We start from the raw sequence: 19,530 nt of genomic DNA on the forward strand, positions 1-19,530 counted from the left end.
ACCGCTCTGCCCGCGCCGCCTAAATTTCCCCGCGCACCACTCGTTCTCCCCTGATAGCGAAGGCCTCAACTGACTGAGATGGCAATGACAAAACCACGTTCGAAAAAGGCGCTGTATATCGGCTTGCCGCTGGCACTGGCCATCGGCGCCGGGGCCGGCTTCCTGATCTGGGATCACTGGTTCAAGGGCAATGCCGGCTACCCGCTCGCCGTGATCAAGCAGGCCAATGAACTGCAGGACCGCCTGCTGTCGTTCGACAGCCACATCACCGTGCCTATGGACTTCGGCACCGCCGGCAACGAGGCGGACAAGGACGGCAGCGGCCAGTTCGACCTGGCCAAGGCGGCACGCGGTCGCTTGTCCGGCGCAGCCCTGACGATCTTCGGCTGGCCGGAAATCTGGAATGGCCCCAATGCCCCGCACAAGCCCACTGACGGCTTTGTCGAGGAAGCCCGCCACGAGCAGGAGGTGCGCTACAAGATCATCTCCGGCATGGTGCGTGACTTTCCCAATCAAGTCGGCATCGCCTATACCCCGGATGACTTTCGACGCCTGCATGGCGAAGGCAAGTTCGCGATTTTTATCAGCATGCTCAACGCCTACCCCCTGGGCAATGACCTGAACCAGCTGGACCTGTGGGCCGCCCGGGGCATGCGTATGTTCGGTTTCAGTTATATCGGCAATAACGCCTGGTCCGACTCATCGCGCCCACTGCCGTTTTTCAATGATTCCGTCGATGCCCTCGAAGGCCTGTCGGACATCGGCAAGCAAGCGGTGCAGCGCCTCAATGACCTGGGGGTGATCATTGACGTGTCGCAGATGTCGACCAAGGCCCTGGAGCAAGTCGCGCAGCTGAGTCGCACGCCGATGGTGGCTTCCCACTCGGCACCGCGCGCGTCGGTGGACATCCCGCGCAACCTCAGCGACAAGGAACTGCAACTGATCAAGAACAGTGGCGGCGTGGTGCAGGTGGTGGGCTTCCCGGCCTACATACGCCCCTTGAGCCAGCCGACCCAGGACAAACTCAACACCCTGCGCGCGCGTTTCGACCTGCCGCCGCTGCCCAACCTGGCCATGGCCCTGATGCCGGGGGACGCGATCATCGCGGCATGGCCGGAGCAGAAGTTCGGCCAGTACGCCCAAGGGCTGTACGGGATTCTTGAGGAGGAACCCAAGGCCACGCTCAAGGACTGGGGCGACGCCATCGACTACACCGTGCGCAAGATCGGGATCGATCACGTCGGCATCGCTTCGGACTTCAACGACGGCGGCGGCCTCGACGGCTGGAACAACGTCGGCGAAATCCGCAACGTCACCGCCGAACTGATCCAGCGCGGCTACTCCGAAGCCGACATCGCCAAGCTGTGGGGAGGCAACTTCCTGCGGGTGTGGGACCAGGTACAAAAAGCCGCCAAACCCTTGGCCAACCGCTAATCACCTAGAAGCAAGTCCATGACTGACCGCCGTACGTTTCTCAAGCAGGCCGGGGTATTCGCCGCCAGCCTGCCATTGGGCGCTGCACTCATCCCGCAGGCACTGGCTGCCACCACCACGGATGACCCATGGACGGGGTTCAAGCAGCTGTTCAACCAGGACCCGGATTACCTGCACTTCTCCAACTTCCTGGTGGCCTCGCACCCCAGGCCGGTACGCGAGGCCATCGAGCGTTACCGCGCACAGATCGACCGCAACCCAGGGCTCGCCATGGACTGGGACCTGGAGGAAACCTGGAAACGCGAAGGTCAGGTACGCGAATGGGCCGGCCGCTACCTCAAGGCCACCCCGGCGCAGATCGCCCTGACCGGCAGCACGTCCGAAGGCCTGGCGATGATCTATGGCGGCATCAAGGTGCGCCCGGACCAGGAAGTCCTCACCACCGTGCATGAGCATTACGCGACCCAGAACGTGCTGGATTTTCGCGTGCTCAAGGAAGGCACCCAGGTGCGCCGGATCAAGCTGTTCGAGCGGGCCAGCCAGGTCTCTGCCGATGAGGTGCTGGGGAATATCCAGCGCAATATCCGCCCCAACACCCGCGTGCTGGGCATGACCTGGGTACAATCCGGCAGCGGCGTGAAACTGCCCATCGGCGAGATCGGCAAGCTGGTGGCGGCGCACAACCGCAACCGCGACGACAAGGACCGCCTCCTCTATGTGGTGGATGGCGTGCATGGTTTCGGCGTGGAAAACCTCGACTTCCCCGACATGCATTGCGACTTCTTTATCGCCGGCACCCATAAATGGATGTTCGGTCCGCGCGGTACCGGGCTGGTGTGCGCGCGCAACCCTGAAAACACCTACGTCACGCCCATGGTGCCGACCTTCTCCGAAGACAAGGACTTCGCCACCATCATGACGCCCGGCGGCTATCACGCCTTCGAGCATCGCTGGGCGGCGGATGAGGCCTTCAAGCTGCACCTGCAACTGGGCAAGGCGCCGGTCCAGGCGCGCATCCATGGGCTGAACGCCGAACTCAAGGAACAATTGCTGGCGCACCCGCAGATCGAACTGGTCACGCCGCGCAGCCCCGAACTGTCTGCCGGCTTTACCTTCTTTCGGGTCAAGGGCCAGGACAGTGATCGGGTGGCTGCCTGTATGCAGAAGAACCGCGTGGTGATCGACGCGGTGGACCGCGACGTCGGCCCGGTGATCCGCACGGCGCCCGGCCTGCTCAACAACTCCGACGAAATCCAGCGCTTCATGACCCTGCTCAGCCAGCGGTTGTGACGCGCCTTTTTCCCTTTGCACGAGAGGCCCCTATGACGCCACTGCGACTCAAACCCCTGACGACCCTGGCACTGACCGCCCTGTGCGGCGCGCTGCTGCCGGGCCTGGCCCAGGCTGCCACGCCGCAACCGGGCAAAGTGTTCAAGGACTGCAAGGACTGCCCGGAAATGGTGGTACTGCCCGCCGGCACCTTCACCATGGGGACGCCGGAAGACGAAGTCGGCCGCGAACCGGACGAAGGCCCGATGCATGACGTGACCTTCGCCAAGCCGTTCGCCATGAGCCGCTTCCACATCACCGCCGGTGAATGGGACAGCTATATCCGCCAGACCGGAGTGAAGATCGCCGACGGCGACACCCGCCCCGGCCGCGAATGCATCGCCAGCAAGCCGCGTTATCCCCAGGGCCCGCGCCAGCCGGCGGTGTGCATGGACATGGACGACATCAAGCACTACGTGGCCTGGCTGTCGAAAAAGACCGGCCAGCAGTACCACATGGTCAGCGAGGCCCAGCGCGAATACGCCGCGCGCGCCGGCTCCACCGGGCCATTCCCGTTCCCGTTCGACGAGGGCAAGGGCTACAGCATCGCCAAGCATGCCAACACCTACGGCCCGGCGGACGGCTACAGCTATTCCTCGCCCGTGGGCAGCTACCCGCCGAATGCGTTTGGCATGTATGACATGCATGGCAACGTCTATGAGCGCGTGGCCGACTGCGAGCACTCCAGCTACATCGGCGCGCCCACCGACGGCAGCGCATGGATGGAGCCAAACTGCGAGGGCTACATGATTCGCGGCAATGACTGGGGCGAGGCGCCGGTGTTTTCGCGCTCAGGGAACCGCAACACGATCTATCCGCAGACGCGGGGTGACTGGATCGGCTTCAGGGTCGTGCGCGATCTCTGAAGCTGACGGGATTTAATCTGGGAGGGGGCTTGCTCCCGATGGGGTGCGGCAGTCGACATCGCCATTGACTGATACTCCGCCATCGGGAGCAAGGTCCCTCCCACAATCAAATCGGGCGCGGCTTAGACCCCCTTCTGCGCCAACAACTCCAGGCCTTCATGCAACGCCGGGAACAGGCTGTTATTGAAGTTGTTCCAACGCAACTCAAGGATGGTGTCGTCCGGCGAGATCTCGGTCTTGAGCACGTCGTGGAACACTTCGCCAGAGTCGATGCCGTTATCCACGTAGTGGAACGAGGCGCCGGTGAGGTACAGCGGCTCACACGGCTGCGTCTCCCTGGTCGCCCAATCCACCACGGCTTGTCCACGGGCACCGTACAAGGCATTCCAGGTGGCGTAGGCACCCCGGCGCTCATAGGGCGATTCGATACGGGTGATACCGGGGTGGATGTTCATGATGCGACGGGCAAACGGCGCACCGGGGCGCACCAGCTCGTCCAGGATCACCAGCAGGCCATCGAGCACCACGATATCGGCCTTCAGCTCCACCAAGGTGTCATGCAGGCGGCGTTCGAAATCCTGCTTGCCGGCAATATGTTCGGCGCTGCCCCGCGGCAGGCGCCGATAGGTGGACGGCACGCTCAGCAGCAGATCGTTGACCAGGCGCCCCTGCACCCGCAGGTCGGCCGGGTACAGCCACTGGCGGCCGGGCTTATAGGCAAAGCCGTAGTCGGCCACCAACTGCTGGTCCCGCGGGTTTTGCTCATCGTCGTCATACACCACGCCCACCAGGTTGTAGGCCTCGCCCAGTGGCGTGTCGTTGAGCGACCCCACCAGAAACTCCAGCACCGACTTCATGTAGCGCTCGTGGTCCTTGTAGGCCACCGGCTGGCCGGCCTTGTCGGCAGCGGCATTGCGCAGGGACCACACGTACACCAGGTTCTTTTTCGTCATTGTTTCGCTCTCGCTGGAAAGATCAGGCACGCGCCGATACGCGTGCGCCTACACCACAAGAACGAACCAGCCCCCGCGCAATTTATCCGCCACCGCCACCGCCGGGCACGCCGAGCTAAATAGTCGCGCCAATCCTTCGTTTGTCATGGGTAAGGGTCTGTGTGCCCAGCCCCCTCTTTTTCACTTTCCGGGAAGTACTTATGACCGACCCCAAGCGCGGCGCCTTCACAGGTTTGCTTGCATTGCTCAGGCCGTTTCGCACCATCGTGACCGTATCCGTTGCCCTGGGCATGGCCGGCGGCCTGGCCATCACGCTGTTGCTGGCGACCATCAACAACGCGCTGCACTCTTCCACCGGTATGACCCAGGGCGTGATCCTGAGCTTTGCGGCGCTGTGTGTGCTGGCGCTGACCAGTTCGATCGTCTCCGATATCGGCACCAACTATGTGGGCCAGCGGATCATTGCCGCCCTGCGCAAGGATCTCGGCGAAAAGGTGCTGTCGGCGCCCATCGAGCAGATCGAACAGTATCGCTCCCACCGCCTGATCCCGGTGCTGACCCATGACGTCGACACCATCAGCGACTTCTCCTTTGCCTTCACCCCGCTGGCCATCGCCACCACCGTGACCCTGGGCTGCCTGGGGTACCTGGCGTACCTGTCGGTTCCGATGTTCCTGATGATGGTGGTGGCGATCATCATCGGCAGCAGCGTGCAATTCATCGCCGGCGCCAAGGGCATTCGCGGCTTCGACGAGGCCCGCGACCAGGAAGACGAGTTGCAACGCTACTACTCGGCAATCGCTTCCGGCGCCAAGGAGTTGCGCATCCACCGGCCCCGCCGCTACCGCATGAACACCCACCGCATCCAGGAAACCGCCGACCGTATCAGCGATATCCAGGTGCGTTCGGTGAACATCTATATCGTCGCCAAGACCTTCGGCTCGATGCTGTTCTTTGTGGTCATCGGCCTGGCGCTGGCGATGCAGGCCTACAACCCGAACCCGGACCCGGCGGTGATCACCGGTTTTGTGTTGGTGCTGCTGTACATGAAGGGCCCGCTGGAACACGTGGTGGGTTACCTGCCGATCATCGGCAAGGCACGCATTGCGTTTGCGCGCATCACCGAACTGTCCGAACGCTTCTCTTCCCCCGAACCGCACCTGCTGATGGACGGCAGCGAAGCGCCGACACCGGTGGTGCACAGCCTGGAGCTGCGCGGCGTGAGCTACAGCCCGCCGCCGGTGGAAGGCAGCCAACCGTTCCACCTGGGGCCGATCAACCTGAGCATCAAGCAGGGCGATATCGTGTTTATCGTCGGCGAGAACGGCTGCGGCAAGACCACCCTGATCAAGCTGCTGCTGGGCCTGTATCAACCCGAGGCCGGGGAAATCCGCCTCAATGGCGAAACGGTGACCGATCCGGCGCGTGATGACTATCGCCAGCTGTTCACCACAGTGTTCGCCGACTACTACCTGTTCGACGACCTGGTCCAGGGCAGCGCCACCCAATCCCTGGACAGCGCCGCCAAGTACCTGGAGCGCCTGGAAATCGCGCACAAGGTCAGCGTCAAGGACGGCGTATTCAGCACCACCGACCTGTCCACCGGCCAGCGCAAGCGCCTGGCACTGGTCAACGCCTGGCTGGAAGAGCGTCCGGTGCTGGTGTTCGACGAATGGGCCGCCGACCAGGACCCGGCCTTCCGCCGCGTGTTCTATACCGAACTGCTGCCGGACCTCAAGCGCCTGGGCAAGACCATCATTGTGATCAGTCACGACGACCGCTATTTCGACATCGCCGATCAGTTGGTACGGCTACGTGCGGGCCAGGTGGTGCACGAAATGGAGCCGGCCTGAAAATTCTTTTCCGGTTTCAACAGGTAGGAACGTCTCACTAGTGGTAATGAGAACCAACCACAACAAATATTTATAATCTGCCCACTAAATACCTAGAAGAGAATTCACCCATGCCAGCAACATTTGGTCTGAGTCCCTTGAGCAAGGCACTCTCCATGCGCCGCCTCTTGAACACCCACGTGCTCCCTGGCGCCATTGCCGTTGCGCTGACCCTGCCGGTCGCAGGTTATGTTCAGGCGCAGGAGATCGAGCTGAATGTCCCCGCCCAGTCACTGGGGAGCGCTCTTCAAGAATTTGGTCGGCAGGCCAACCTGCAAGTGCTGTACAGCCCGTCCGACGTAGAAGGCAAACGCAGTCACAAGGTCAAGGGCAAGATGCAACCGGGCCAGGCCATGACCACCTTGCTGACCGGGACGGGGGTCGATTACGACCTGCAGGGCAACACCATGACGCTCACGGCCGGGCGTTCGTCCGCCCTGGAGCTGGGCGCCACCCAGGTGACCGCCAACCAGCTCGGCACCATTACCGAGGGCTCCGGCTCGTATACTCCCGGCACCATCGCGACCGCGACCCGAATGGTGCTGACGCCCCGGGAGACGCCTCAATCGATCTCGGTGGTGACGCGCCAGGCCATGGATGACTTCAACCTCAAGTCGATCGACGACGTGATGCGCCATACCCCCGGCATCACCGTTGCCGCGTACGACAGTGAGCGGACCAGCTACTACTCCCGTGGCTTCGCCATCCAGAACTTCCAGTACGACGGCATTCCGATCCTGCAGGATGCCCAGTATTCATCCGGCCACACCCTGACCGACACGGTGATCTACGACCGCGTCGAGATCCTCAAGGGCGCTACCGGCCTGCTGACCGGTGCCGGCGGCCCTGGCGGTACCATCAACATGGTGCGCAAGAAGCCAACCTCGGAATTCAAGGGCTACGTCGATCTGGGCGCCGGTTCCTGGGACAACTACCGCTCGGAAGTCGACGTCGGCGGTCCGCTCACCGAGACCGGTAACGTGCGCGGTCGGGCGGTGGCCGCCTACCAGGACAAGCACACGTTCCTCGATCATTACCAGCGCAAGACCAACGTGTACTACGGCATCCTGGAGTTCGACCTGTCACCGGACACACTGCTGACCGTCGGCGGCGACTACCAGGACAGCGACCCGCAAGGCTCCAGCTGGTCGGGCTCGGCCTCGCTGTATGACAGCGCCGGCAACCGCATCAGCACCTCGCGTTCGTTCAACAATGGCGCCAAGTTCAGCAAGTGGGCGCAGTACACCCGTACCGGTTTCGCGACCCTGGAACACACTTTCGATAACGGCTGGGTCGGCAAGGCCCAGTACAACCACCAGATCAATGGCTACAAGGCACCGCTGTCCGCCCTGCTGGCGCCCAACGTCACCACCGGTCAGTCCATGTTGCTCACGCGGACCTACAATGGCGAGACCACCAGCGACACCGGCGACCTTTATGCCACCGGACCTTTCAGCCTGTTCGGACGTGACCATGAACTGGTGGTCGGCGCCTCGGTCTCGCGCTCCCGCTGGCTGGGCCGCGACTACACCCGCGCCATCAACAACAACTACGACTATTTCGATTGGAACGGCGAGGTTCCCAAACCTGACCGTGGCCCGCAGACCAAACGCAACGACGAGCTCACCCGCCAGAGCGCCCAGTACATCACCGGCCGCTTCAGCCTGGCTGATGACTGGCACCTGATCCTGGGTACCCGGGTCAACAACTACGAGGTCAGCGGCACCAGCCAGGTCAAGGACACCGGCAAGGTCGTGCCTTACGCCGGCCTTACCTACGACTTCACCGAAAACCTCTCGGCCTATGCCAGCTTCACCGAGATCTACCTGCCACAGGACGACTACCGCGACCGCAACAACAAGCCGATCGAGCCGGATGAAGGCAAGAACTACGAGGTCGGCTTCAAAGGCGAATTCTTCGATGGACGCCTCAACGCCAGCCTCGCCTACTTCGAAGTGCACGAGAAAAACCGCGCCATCGACGATAACGACTACATTCCCGACAGCTACCCGGGCCTCGACTATGCGTCCAAGGGCACCAAGGCCAAGACCAAGGGCTACGAAGCGGAAATCTCCGGCGAGCTGGCCCCCGGCTGGCAGCTGCAGGCGGGTTATACGCACAAGATCATGCGTGACAAAGAGGGTGAAAAACTCTCCACCTGGGAACCGGAAGATCAGGTCAATATCTACACCAGCTACAAGCTGACCGGCGCCCTGGACAAACTCACCCTGGGCAGCGGCGTGCGCTGGCAGGGTACGGGCTGGAAGCTGCTGACCAACAACTACACCACCGGCAGCCAGGATAACTTCTCCCAGGATCCCCTGTGGCTGGTGGACCTGATGGCTCGCTACCAGGTCACCGAGAACGTATCGGCCAGCCTCAATGTCAACAACGTCTTCGACAAGAAGTACTACACCAACATCGGCTTCTACAACTCGGTTTACTACGGTGACCCGCGTAACATCATGCTCAGCACTCGCTGGAACTTCTGATGCATAGACGCTAGACGCCCCCCCCAAGCCCCTGGCCATGCGCAATGACCAGGGGCTTTTTGCTGTCCGCACAACACGCTGGCCAGGCAAAAAAAAACGCCCCTGGCCGTTGGGCCAGGGGCGTTGGATAACGCGGACAGTTACTTCATGGCATCGGCGAAGCTCTGTACGAACGCGGCGTTATCGATGATGCGGTCGTGGGTGGAGTCGATCATCACTGACTGCTGCACGCACGCGCGGCCCGCCACCTGCTCCATGGTCGCCTCGATCAACCGGCGATGCTGTCCTGCACGGCTCGCGGCGGCCCACCAGCACCTGATCGGCGCCTTGAGCGGCTTGAAGTCGGCATCCTTGAGGCGCTGGCCCAGGGTGCGGTCCAGTTCCCAGGAAATCTGCGCCTCGTCACCCTCAAGCAAGCTTGCCTTGATCTCTCGGAACGTCTCACCCAACGCGTCTTCAGCCCAGGCACCCAGCGCCTGCCATTGCTGCACTTCATCGCTGAAGAGCGCCTGGCTGTCCTGCCACGCCCCGTGGATCTGCTGGCTCGAGGCAGGAAACATGACCTGCAACAGTTCTACACGCCGCTGGTTGACCGACAGTTCAACGTCATCCGCCGTCACCGCCGCGTCCCAGTAAGCCTTGAGCCAATACGGTGGCGAGGCGTCAATCCAACCGACCACTTCCACCTCGCGCCCGGCTTGCTCCAGCGCATAAGCGACTTCCATGGCCAGGTTGCCACCCATTGACCAGCCAGCCAGGCGATAAGGGCCTTCGGGCCAGGCAGCGAGCAATTGCCCGGTGTAATCCTCGACCATCGCTTGCCAGCTCGGTACCGCACTGCCCTCCTCGGCCAGTGCACGGCAGATCACGCCCATCACCGGCCGCTGCTCGCGCAGCGCCAAGCCAATGGCCTTATAGCAATGCACCGAGCCATAGCTGGGGTGGAACAGGAACAACGGCGTCCCTTGCGTCTGGCTGTTGAGCTTGACGATCAACGAAGGCCCCGCGCCGTTACCCAGGCAATTCACCTGCCCGGCAACCGTCGGGTTAAGCATCAATTGGCTGACCGACAGCACCCTGCCGGTGGCCTTGCGGATGCGCTCCCTGAGCATCAACACCAACAGCGAATGACCGCCCAGTTCAAAGAAATTGTCATCCAGGCCAACGCGCTCGACGTCCAGCACCTCGCCCCAGATCGTCGCGAGCCGTTGCTCCAACTCGTTCTGCGGGGCGCGGAATACCTGCTCGTGCTGGCGCGCATCGGGCTTGGGCAGTGCCTTGCGGTCCAACTTGCCGTTGGGGCTCAGAGGCATCTGCTCCAACAGCACCCACTGGGCCGGCACCATGTAGTCGGGCAAATGCGCAGCCAGGTGCGCACTGAGCGCTTCGCGCCAGTGTTCACCAGGCGCCTGCAACACCAGATAGCCGACCAAGTGCTTGCCATCGACAACCTGCACCGACGCCTCCTGCACTTCAGCGGTTTCGAGGAGGCGCGCTTCAATTTCACCCAGTTCAATCCGCAGGCCCCGCAACTTGACCTGGTGATCCAGGCGCCCGAGGTATTCGATCACACCGTCGCTGCGCTGGCGCACACGGTCACCGGTACGATACAAGCGGGCGCCCGACTCGAACGGCGAGGCAATGAAACGCTCGGCGGTCATCCCGGGACGGCGATGGTAGCCACGTGCCAACCCCTTGCCGCCCAGGTACAACTCGCCCGCCACGCCTGCGGGCACCACTTGCAACTGGGCATCCAGCACATAGGTCTGCAGATTGGCTATGGGCTGGCCGATGGGCACCGTGTCACGCCGTTCATCGATGCAGGTCCAATGGGTCACGTCGATGGCGGCTTCCGTCGGCCCGTACAGGTTGTACAAGCCGGCTGCGGGTAATTTGGCAAATACCTGTTGCTGGGCATCCACCGGCAGTGCTTCACCGCTGCAGACAATGCGTTGCACGCTGTGGCAACTGGACACTGCCGCATCCTGCATGAACGCCTGCAACATCGAAGGCACAAAATGCAACGTCGTCACGTGTTCGGCGTTGATCAGCGCCACCAGCCTGGCGGGGTCACGGTGATCACCCGGCGCCGCGACGACCAGCCGCGCGCCGGTCATCAGCGGCCAGAAAAACTCCCACACCGAGACGTCGAAACTGAACGGTGTCTTTTGCAAGACCGTATCGCTGGCGCTCAAGGCGTAGGCTTCCTGCATCCAGCACAAGCGGTTGGCCAGTGCCGAATGGCGGTTGCCCGCGCCCTTGGGCTGGCCGGTGGAGCCGGAGGTGTAGATCACATACGCGAGGTTTTCAGCGTCCAGCACAATGTCAGGATTGGTGTCGGGGTAACCCTCGAACGCCGACTCCCCCAGCACCAGGCATTCGACGCCTTCGGCAATCGGCAGCTGTTGCAGCAGATGGGATTGGGTCAGCAGCAGTTTCACGCCACTGTCTTCGAGCATGTACGCCAGGCGCTCACGCGGGTAGTCCGGGTCCATCGGCACATAGGCGCCGCCCGCCTTGAGCACGGCCAGCAGGCCGACGACCATTTCGACGGAACGCTCCACAACCAGGCCGACCAACACATCCGGGCCGACGCCCGCACGGATCAGGCGGTGGGCCAGGCGATTGGCGCGCCGGTTCAGCTCGGCATAGTCCAGGCGCTGGGCAGCGAAGACCAGTGCCGGAGCGTCCGGGGTCTGCGCGACCTGAGCCTCGATCAAATGATGCACCGGCTGGCGCGAATAATCACGAGCGGTGGCATTCCATTGCGCTACCAACACCTGCTGTTCGCAAGGGTCCAGCAACGGCAACTGGCTGACACGCTGCTGCGGGTCATTGAGCATGCCCTGCAGCAGGTTCTGCCAATGGGCGAGCATGCGCTCGAGCACGATAGGGTCAAACAGGTCGGTCGCGTAAGTCAGAGTGGCGTGAATGCCATCCGCCGAGGCCTGGGTGTCCAGGCTCAGGTCGAACTGTGCGGTGTGGCTGCCCCAATCCAGCCCTTCTACACGCAGGTCCGGCAGTGAGTGCCCCGAGGTCATCAGGCCGGCATCGCTTTGGTGGTTGAACATCACCTGGAATAAGGGGTTGTGGCTCAGGCTGCGCTCCGGTTGCAGGGCTTCCACCAACTGTTCGAACGGCAGGTCCTGATGGCCCTGGGCATCCAGGCTGCGGCGCTTGACCTGCTGCAACAACTGGCCGACGGTGATCTGCCCGTCGATATCGGCCTTGAGCACTTGAGTGTTGACGAAGAAACCGACGACGCGCTCCACCTCAACCCGGTTGCGGTTGGCAATCGGAACCCCGATGCGGATGTCCTGCTGACCACTGTAGCGGTACAACAGGCTCTGGAAAGACGCCAGCAACACCATGAACAACGTCACGTCCTCACGCTGGGCCAAGGCCTTGAGCCCGGTTGCCAGCGCTTGGGGCAATTCGAGTTGCAGGCTTGCACCGCGATAGCTTTGCACCGCTGGCCGCGCGTTCGCGGTAGGCAGTTCCAGCATCGGCTGTTCGCCGCCGAGCAATTGCCGCCAATACGCCAGTTGACGCTCGCGCTCGCCCGCCGCCATCCATTGGCGCTGCCAGTGCGCGTAATCGGCGTATTGCAGCGCCAGTTCCGGCAATTGCGGCGCCTGGCCCTGGCAGTGGGCGGCGTACAGCTGCACCAGTTCGTCGACCATCACTTGCATCGACCAGCCGTCGGTCACAATGTGGTGCTGCACCAGCACCAGCACATGCTCATCGTCGGCCAGGCGCAGCAAGGTAACGCGCAGCAGTGGGCCCGCCTGCAAATCGAATGGCCGGGCAATCTCGGTTTCGACCTGCTGTTGAAGGTTCTCGGCGTCGGCCTCCACCCGCGCGATCACCAGGGCGGTCGCTGGGCGAATCAACTGAAACGCGCGCTCGCCGTCCTGGTACACCTGGGTACGCAAGCTCTCATGCCGTGCCACCAGAGCGTCGAAGCTGCGCTGCAAGGCCTGCTGGTCGAGGCGCCCGGTCAGGCGTAGCACGCTGGGAATATGGTAAGCCGCGCTGCGCGGATCCAGTTGCCAAAGGAACCACTGGCGCTCCTGGGCGAAGGACAACGCCAACGGTTGCTCACGCCCGATCGCCAGCATCGGCGGCGCCAGCGCCTGGTCTGTCGCCTGCAAGGCCAGTACGAAACTTTCCAGCTGCGGTTGCTCGAACAAGGTGCGCAGGGCCACTTCCCGCTCAAGCAACTGACGCACACGGGAGATCACCTGCATGGCCAGCAACGAATGCCCGCCCAGCTCGAAGAAGTGATCGTTCAGGCCAATACGCTCGGCCCCCAGCACCTGTGCCCAGATCGCCGCGACCTGCTGCTGCAACGGCGTCACCGGCTCCACCCAGGCGCCTTGCGACTGCGCCGTATCCGGTTGCGGCAGGCCTTTGCGGTCAAGCTTGCCGTTGGGGGTCAGCGGCATCCGGGCCAGGAACATGAAGTGCGCCGGGACCATGTAGTCCGGCAGATGGGTTTTCAATCCACGGCGCAGGGTTTCGCGAAACTCGGTGTCGTTGGCCAGCGAACCATCGGCCGGCACGACATACGCCACCAGCTGCTTGCCGGTCGGGCCATCCTGGGCCACGACCACGGTTTCACCGACGCCGTCCTGTTCACGCAGACGCGCTTCGATTTCCCCCAGTTCGATGCGGAAACCACGGATTTTCACCTGGTGGTCGACGCGACCGAGGTAATCCACCACGCCATCCGGACGGCCACGGGTCAGGTCGCCGCTGCGATACACGCGGCTGCCCGGCGTGCCGAACGGGTCCGGCACAAAGCGTTCGGCGGTCAGCGCCGGACGCTCCAGGTAACCACGGGCCACGCCCTCGCCGCCCAGGTACAGCTCACCGGCGACGCCGATGGGTTGCAGGTTGAGTTGCGCGTCGAGCACATAGCCGCTGCGGTTGCCCAGCAGCGTGCCGATTGGCGCGTAGACGGCGCCGCAGGGGTCGCCCTTGCGCGCCTTCCACAGCAACGGCGTGACCACGGTTTCGGTCGGGCCGTAGCCGTTGAACAAGTAGGTCGGCTTGAGCGCGCGCCAGGCCAGGTCATAGCTGGCCTGGGCCACGGCATCACCACCGAAGCAGTAGACTCGCACCTTTGGTGGATTGCCGTCGCGCTCGGCATGCTCGGCCAGCTGCTGCAGGTACACCGGCGGAAACACCGCCATGGTCACGTTGTGACGGTGCATCTGCGCGTAGGTGTACTCGGGCAGCCACAGGCTGTCGTCACGGATCAATACGCTGGCGCCGTTGATCAGCGGGTGCATCCAGCCTTCGTGGGAACCGTCGAAAGCGAAGGACATAAAGTGCAGTTCGCAATCGGCTGGCGATGTTTCATAACGCTCGCCGGTGGCGATGATGTGCGCCACCAAAGGGCCGTGGGACACCGCCACGCCCTTGGGCATGCCGGTGGAACCGGAGGTGTAGATCACGTAGGCGAGGTTGTCGCCGTCCAGCGTCACGTTTGGCGCGGTGTCGCTGTAATCGGCCCATTGCTCGGTGCGATCGATGGCCAGCGTCTGCATGCCGTCGGGAATCGGCAGTTGCGGCAAGGCATTGGTGTGGGTCAACAGCAACTTCGCGCGGCTGTCCTGCATCATGTACAGCAGGCGATCACGCGGGTATTCGATATCCAGCGGCACATACACACCGCCGGCTTTCATCACCGCGAGGAACGCTACCAGGCTCTCGGCACTGCGCGGCATGGCAATCGCCACGCGCACTTCGGGGCCGACGCCACGGGCGATCAAGGCATGGGCCAGGCGGTTGGCCTGGCGGTCCAGCTCGCCATAGCTCAGGGTTTGCGCATCGAACTTGACTGCTACCGCAGCGGGGTTTTCCCGCGCACGGTCGGCCACCAACTCATGCACCAGGCGCTCGGCGCTGAAGCCGGCGCCGGTCTGATTCCATAGTGCAAGGATGTGCCGTTGCTCGTCCTGATCCAGCAGGTTCAGTTGGCTGACGAGCTGCTGCTGATCGGCAACCATCGCCTGCAACAGGTTCTGCCAGTGGCAGGCCATGCGCTCGATGGTAGAGGCCTCGAACAGATCGGTCGCATACCCCAGTGACGCCCAGAGCCCGCCCGAACCTTCCTGAACATCCAGGTCAAGGTCGAAGTGTGCGGTACGCCGGTCCCACGCCAAGCCTTCGATACGCAGGTGGGCCAGGGATTGTGGCTCATCCCCTGGACGCCCTTCGACCTGGTGATTGAACATCACCTGGAACAGCGGGTTGAGGCTCAGGCTGCGCTCGGGCTGCAACGCCTCGACCAGCTGCTCGAAAGGCAGGTCCTGATGGGCCTGGGCGTCCAGCGCGCGCTGTTTGACCTGGGCCAGCAACTGGGCAACGGTGGTCTGCCCATCGATATCGGCCTTGAGCACCTGGGTGTTGACGAAGAAGCCGATCAGCCGCTCGGTTTCGACGCGATTGCGGTTGGCGACCGGTACACCGACCCGAATATCCTGCTGGCCGCTGTAGCGGTACAACAACGTCTGGAACGAGGCCAGCAGCAACATGAACAGGGTCACACCCTGTGCCTGGGCCAGGGCCTTGAGTTCGGCGGCCAGGGTGGCCGGCAGCGGCACGTCCAGGCGCGCGCCGCGATGACTCTGTTGCGCCGGGCGCTGATGATCGAACGGCAGCTCGAGCACCGGCTGTTCACCGCCGAGCAGGTCACGCCAGTAATCCAGCTGACGGGCCTTTTCACCGGCCTCCATCCAGGCACGCTGCCACACGGCATAGTCCGCATACTGGATCGGCATCCCGGGCAGTTGCGGGGCCCGGCCTTGGCTGAACGCGGCATACAACTGCACCAGCTCGTCGACCATCACCTGCATCGACCAACCATCGGACACGATGTGATGCTGCACCAGTACCAGCACATGATCGTCCTCGGCCAGGTGCAGCAAGGTCACACGCAGCAACGGACCTTGCTGCAAATCAAATGGACGGGCGATCTCGGCTTCGACCTGCGCCTGCAGATCCGCCTCGTCGACCTTGCCCAGCCGGATCGGCACAGTGGCGTCGGGCCGAATCACTTGCCGCGCACCGTCCGCGTGCTCTTGCACACACGTGCGCAGGCTTTCATGACGGGCCACCAGGGCGTCAAAACTGCGTTGCAGGGCCGAGATATCCAAGGCCCCCTTGAGGCGCAAGGCGCTGGGGATATGGTAAGCGGCACTGGAGGGGTCCAGTTGCCAGAGAAACCACTGGCGTTCCTGGGCATAGGACAGCGGCAGCGGCTGTTCGCGACCGACCGCGAGCAACGCGGGTGCCTGCTCACCTTCGCGCGCCTCCAGCGCTTGCAGGGCGGTGGCGAAACCTTCGAGACGCGGTTGCTCGAAGACCAGTTTCAGTGGCACTTCACGGCCCAATACCTGGCGCAGGCGCGAGACCACCTGCATGGCCAGCAGCGAGTGGCCGCCCATCTCGAAGAAGTGATCGGCCAGCCCTACCCGTTCAGCCCCGAGAATATCTGCCCAGACGGCAGCGACCTGTTGCTCCAGCTCCGTGACGGGCGCCACCCATACCTGTTGCGCTTGGCTGGCGTCGGGTTTGGGCAGCGCCTGGCGATCCAGCTTGCCGTTCGGGTTCAGGGGCATACGCTCAAGGAAGATCAGGTGCGCAGGCACCATGTAGTCCGGCAACTGTTCACGCAGAATCGACTTCAGCGCCTCGACGTCGTGGTGCTCGCACACCAGATACGCCACGAGCTGGTTTTCGGCCGCCAACACCAGGGCTTCGCGCACACCCTCCTGGGCCAGCAGCAGGGTTTCGATCTCGCCCAGTTCGATGCGGAAACCCCGGATCTTCACCTGATGGTCGACCCGGCCGACGTACTCGATCACGCCATCAGCGCGGTAGCGCGCCAGGTCTCCGGTGCGGTACAGGCGCTCGCCGGTTTCACCGAAAGGGTCCGGTACAAAGCGCTCGGCCGTCAGCACTGCACGGTTCAGATAGGCACGCGCCAAACCGCAGCGGCTACCGATGTACAGCTCGCCCACAGCCCCCAGCGGCGCCAGGTTCAAATCGCGATCCAGCACATACAGCGCTCGACCTGGCAGCGAACGGCCAATCGGGCTGGCGCTGGAGCCCATCAGCTCGGTGCCTGCCGTGCAGTCCAGAACGCTGGATACAACAGTGGCCTCCGTGGGGCCATAGGTATTGAGCAAACGCACATGACCGAGCCCGGCCTTGAGCCACTGCTGCGGACCGTCCAGCGGCATGGCTTCACCGCCGATATGGACCTGGCGAAGTGCGCCGTAGGGGCGTGGGCCGGCGGCCAGGCAGTCCAGCAGGAACAGGTGCCAATAGGCGGTCGGCAAGTCGGCCAGGGTGATGCCCTGGGTAATGATCTCGTCGTACAGCCGCGCGCTGTCCCACAGCTCCGGGCCGCGCAGGACAACGGTGGCGCCATGGGTCAGCGCCGGGTACAACTGTTCGACAAACCCATCGAAATTCAGGGTAGCGAATTGAAGCACGCGATCGTCGGCGGTCAACCGCGAGTAACCGGCGGCAATACTGGAGAATTCGGTCAGCGCCCCATGGTTGATCGCCACGCCCTTGGGCTTGCCGGTGGAACCGGAGGTGTAGATCACGTAGGCCAGGTTTTGCGCGGCAACGGACACCCGCGGATCGCTCTCGGGGCACAGCGCCAGGCGTGCATCCGCCAGGTCGACCGTCGCCATGCCCTCGGGCAATGGCATCGCCACATGGGCGTGGGTGAGCACCAGGCGCACGCCGCTGTCTTCGAGCATATGCAACAGGCGTTCGCGCGGGTATTGCGGGTCCAGCGGCACGTAGGCGCCACCGGCCTTGAGCACCGCCAACAGGCTGACCACCATGTCGAACGAACGCTCGACCGCCACCCCCACCAGCACTTCCGGGCCAACACCCTGGCCGATGAGGTGATGGGCCAGGCGGTTGGCCTGGCGGTTCAGCTCGGCATAGCTGATGGACCGGTCATCCAGGCACAGGGCAACCGCGTCAGGCCGCTGCCGGGCCTGGGCCTGGAACAAGCCGTGCACACCCGCGACGTCTTCAAACGCCGCCGTGCTGCGGTTCCAGTCTTGCAGCAGGCTGCGTTGTTCACCGTCAACCAGCATCCCGAGCTGGGCAATACGAGTGCCGGCGCGCCCCACCACCGCCCGCAACACCCGTTGCCAGTGCTCGGCCATGCGTTGCACGGTCGCCGCTTCGAACAGGTCGGTGGCATAGGTCAGCGAGGCCCAGATGCCGTCAGGCGATTCCTGGGTATCCAGGCTCAGGTCGAACTGCGCACTCTGGCTGCCCCACTCCAGGGCCTCTACGTCCAGGCCCGGCAACTGCTGCTCGCCGCGCGGCCCGCGGCCTTCGGTCTGGTGGTTGAACATCACCTGGAACAACGGGTTATGGCTCAGGCTACGCTCGGGCTGCAACGCCTCGACCAGCTGTTCGAAGGGCAGGTCCTGATGACTCTGGGCCTCCAATGCACGCTGCTTGACCTGGGCCAGCAACGCACTGAATGTCATGTGCCCATCGACGTCGGCCTTGAGCACCTGGGTATTGACGAAAAACCCAATCAACCCCTCGGTTTCCGCCCGATTGCGGTTGGCAATCGGCACGCCGACGCGGATATCCGGCTGCCCGCTGTAGCGATACAACAAGGTCTGGAAGGAGGCCAGCAACAGCATGAACAGTGTCACGCCTTCGCGCTGGGCCAACGCCTTGAGACCGGTGACCAGCGCCGCATCCAGGCTCATGTCGAGCCGTGCACCGCGATAGCTCTGTACCGCCGGTCGCGGGTAATCCAGCGGCAACTCCAGCACCGGCTGCTCACCGCCCAACTGCTCGCGCCAATAGCCCAGCTGACGTTCTTTCTCGCCGGCTTCCATCCAACTGCGCTGCCACAAGGCGTAGTCCGGGTATTGAATCGACAGGTCCGGCAGGCGCACATCATGGCCCTGGCTGTACGCGACGTAAAACTGCACCCACTCGTCGACCATGACCTGCATCGACCAGCCATCGGCGACGATGTGATGCAGCACCAACACCAATACGTGCTCATCGGCTGCCAATTGCAGCAACTTGACCCGCAGCAGCGGGCCTTGTTGCAGATCGAAGGGCTTGGCGACTTCGGCCTGCACCAGCGCCTCAAGCTGCGCCGCGTCAGCCGTTTCAAAGGCGATTTCCAGCGCCAACTCGGGGCTGACCACCTGTAGCAACTGGTCGGCATCCTGCTGCAAGTGAGTACGCAGGCTTTCATGGCGGGCGATCAGGCTATCGAAGCTGCGCTGCAAGGCCGCCCGGTCCAGGCGGCCTTTCAAGCGCAAGGCGCGCGGCAGATGGTAGGCCGGGCTCTGCGGCTCCAACTGCCACAAAAACCACTGCCGCTCCTGGGCATAAGAGAGCCGAAGAGGCTCACCTTCCTGGCGCTTGAAAACCGGGGCAATCTCAAACAGGTTGATGCCTTGCTGCTTGAGCATTACCGCCAACGCTTTCTTTTGCTGCGCCGAAAGTGACCCTACCGACTCGATTAATGCTTGCACGCCACGCC

7 protein-coding genes are annotated in these 19,530 nt (G+C 63.3%); 5 read left to right on the forward strand and 2 right to left on the reverse strand.

What is annotated here, in order from left to right:
* Positions 1-84: 84 nt before the first annotated feature.
* Genes pvdM through pvdO form a run of 3 tightly spaced genes read left to right on the forward strand, consistent with a single transcriptional unit; the run spans position 85 to position 3,629 of the window.
* On the forward strand, positions 85-1,434 hold the full coding sequence (pvdM, locus tag AC07OT_RS15090) for a pyoverdine-tailoring dipeptidase-like protein PvdM (protein WP_495108387.1): 1,350 nt from the start codon (positions 85-87) through the stop codon (positions 1,432-1,434).
* Between the two features lie 18 nt (positions 1,435-1,452).
* Entirely contained in the window at positions 1,453-2,724 is a 1,272-nt protein-coding gene (gene pvdN / locus AC07OT_RS15095) for a pyoverdine-tailoring periplasmic protein PvdN (protein WP_495108388.1), read from the forward strand.
* Between the two features lie 32 nt (positions 2,725-2,756).
* On the forward strand, positions 2,757-3,629 hold the full coding sequence (pvdO, locus tag AC07OT_RS15100; protein ID WP_141157479.1) for a dihydropyoverdine dehydrogenase: 873 nt from the start codon (positions 2,757-2,759) through the stop codon (positions 3,627-3,629).
* Positions 3,630-3,751: 122 nt separating this feature from the next.
* On the opposite strand, the gene AC07OT_RS15105 is transcribed toward pvdO, so the two are convergent.
* The gene (locus AC07OT_RS15105) at positions 3,752-4,582 is read right to left on the reverse strand and encodes a formyltransferase family protein (RefSeq protein ID WP_065941147.1); all 831 of its coding nucleotides are present in this window, start codon (positions 4,580-4,582) and stop codon (positions 3,752-3,754) included.
* Positions 4,583-4,782: 200 nt separating this feature from the next.
* Between AC07OT_RS15105 and AC07OT_RS15110 the strand changes: the two genes are divergently transcribed.
* Together AC07OT_RS15110 and AC07OT_RS15115 are read left to right on the forward strand one after the other, a co-directional pair.
* Complete coding sequence (locus tag AC07OT_RS15110) at positions 4,783-6,435, forward strand: cyclic peptide export ABC transporter (RefSeq protein WP_495108389.1); 1,653 nt, start codon at positions 4,783-4,785, stop codon at positions 6,433-6,435.
* A 155-nt stretch (positions 6,436-6,590) separates the two neighbouring features.
* Positions 6,591-8,966: a TonB-dependent siderophore receptor gene (locus AC07OT_RS15115; RefSeq protein ID WP_115488928.1), complete on the forward strand. Its 2,376-nt coding sequence runs from the start codon at positions 6,591-6,593 to the stop codon at positions 8,964-8,966.
* Between the two features lie 140 nt (positions 8,967-9,106).
* On the opposite strand, the gene AC07OT_RS15120 is transcribed toward AC07OT_RS15115, so the two are convergent.
* Entirely contained in the window at positions 9,107-19,522 is a 10,416-nt protein-coding gene (locus AC07OT_RS15120; protein ID WP_495108390.1) for an amino acid adenylation domain-containing protein, read from the reverse strand.
* Positions 19,523-19,530 lie beyond the last annotated feature (8 nt).

It is taken from the genome of Pseudomonas sp. GW821-FHT09C10 (assembly GCF_059418085.1).

What these genes read in the sequence shown, in the direction of transcription:
- pvdM (WP_495108387.1), top strand. Translation starts at nt 85, where the DNA reads ATGACAAAACCACGTTCGAAAAAGGCGCTGTATATCGGCTTGCCGCTG.
- AC07OT_RS15115 (WP_115488928.1), top strand. Translation starts at nt 6,591, where the DNA reads ATGCGCCGCCTCTTGAACACCCACGTGCTCCCTGGCGCCATTGCCGTT.
- AC07OT_RS15105 (WP_065941147.1), bottom strand. Translation starts at nt 4,582, where the DNA reads ATGACGAAAAAGAACCTGGTGTACGTGTGGTCCCTGCGCAATGCCGCT.
- pvdN (WP_495108388.1), top strand. Translation starts at nt 1,453, where the DNA reads ATGACTGACCGCCGTACGTTTCTCAAGCAGGCCGGGGTATTCGCCGCC.
- pvdO (WP_141157479.1), top strand. Translation starts at nt 2,757, where the DNA reads ATGACGCCACTGCGACTCAAACCCCTGACGACCCTGGCACTGACCGCC.
- AC07OT_RS15110 (WP_495108389.1), top strand. Translation starts at nt 4,783, where the DNA reads ATGACCGACCCCAAGCGCGGCGCCTTCACAGGTTTGCTTGCATTGCTC.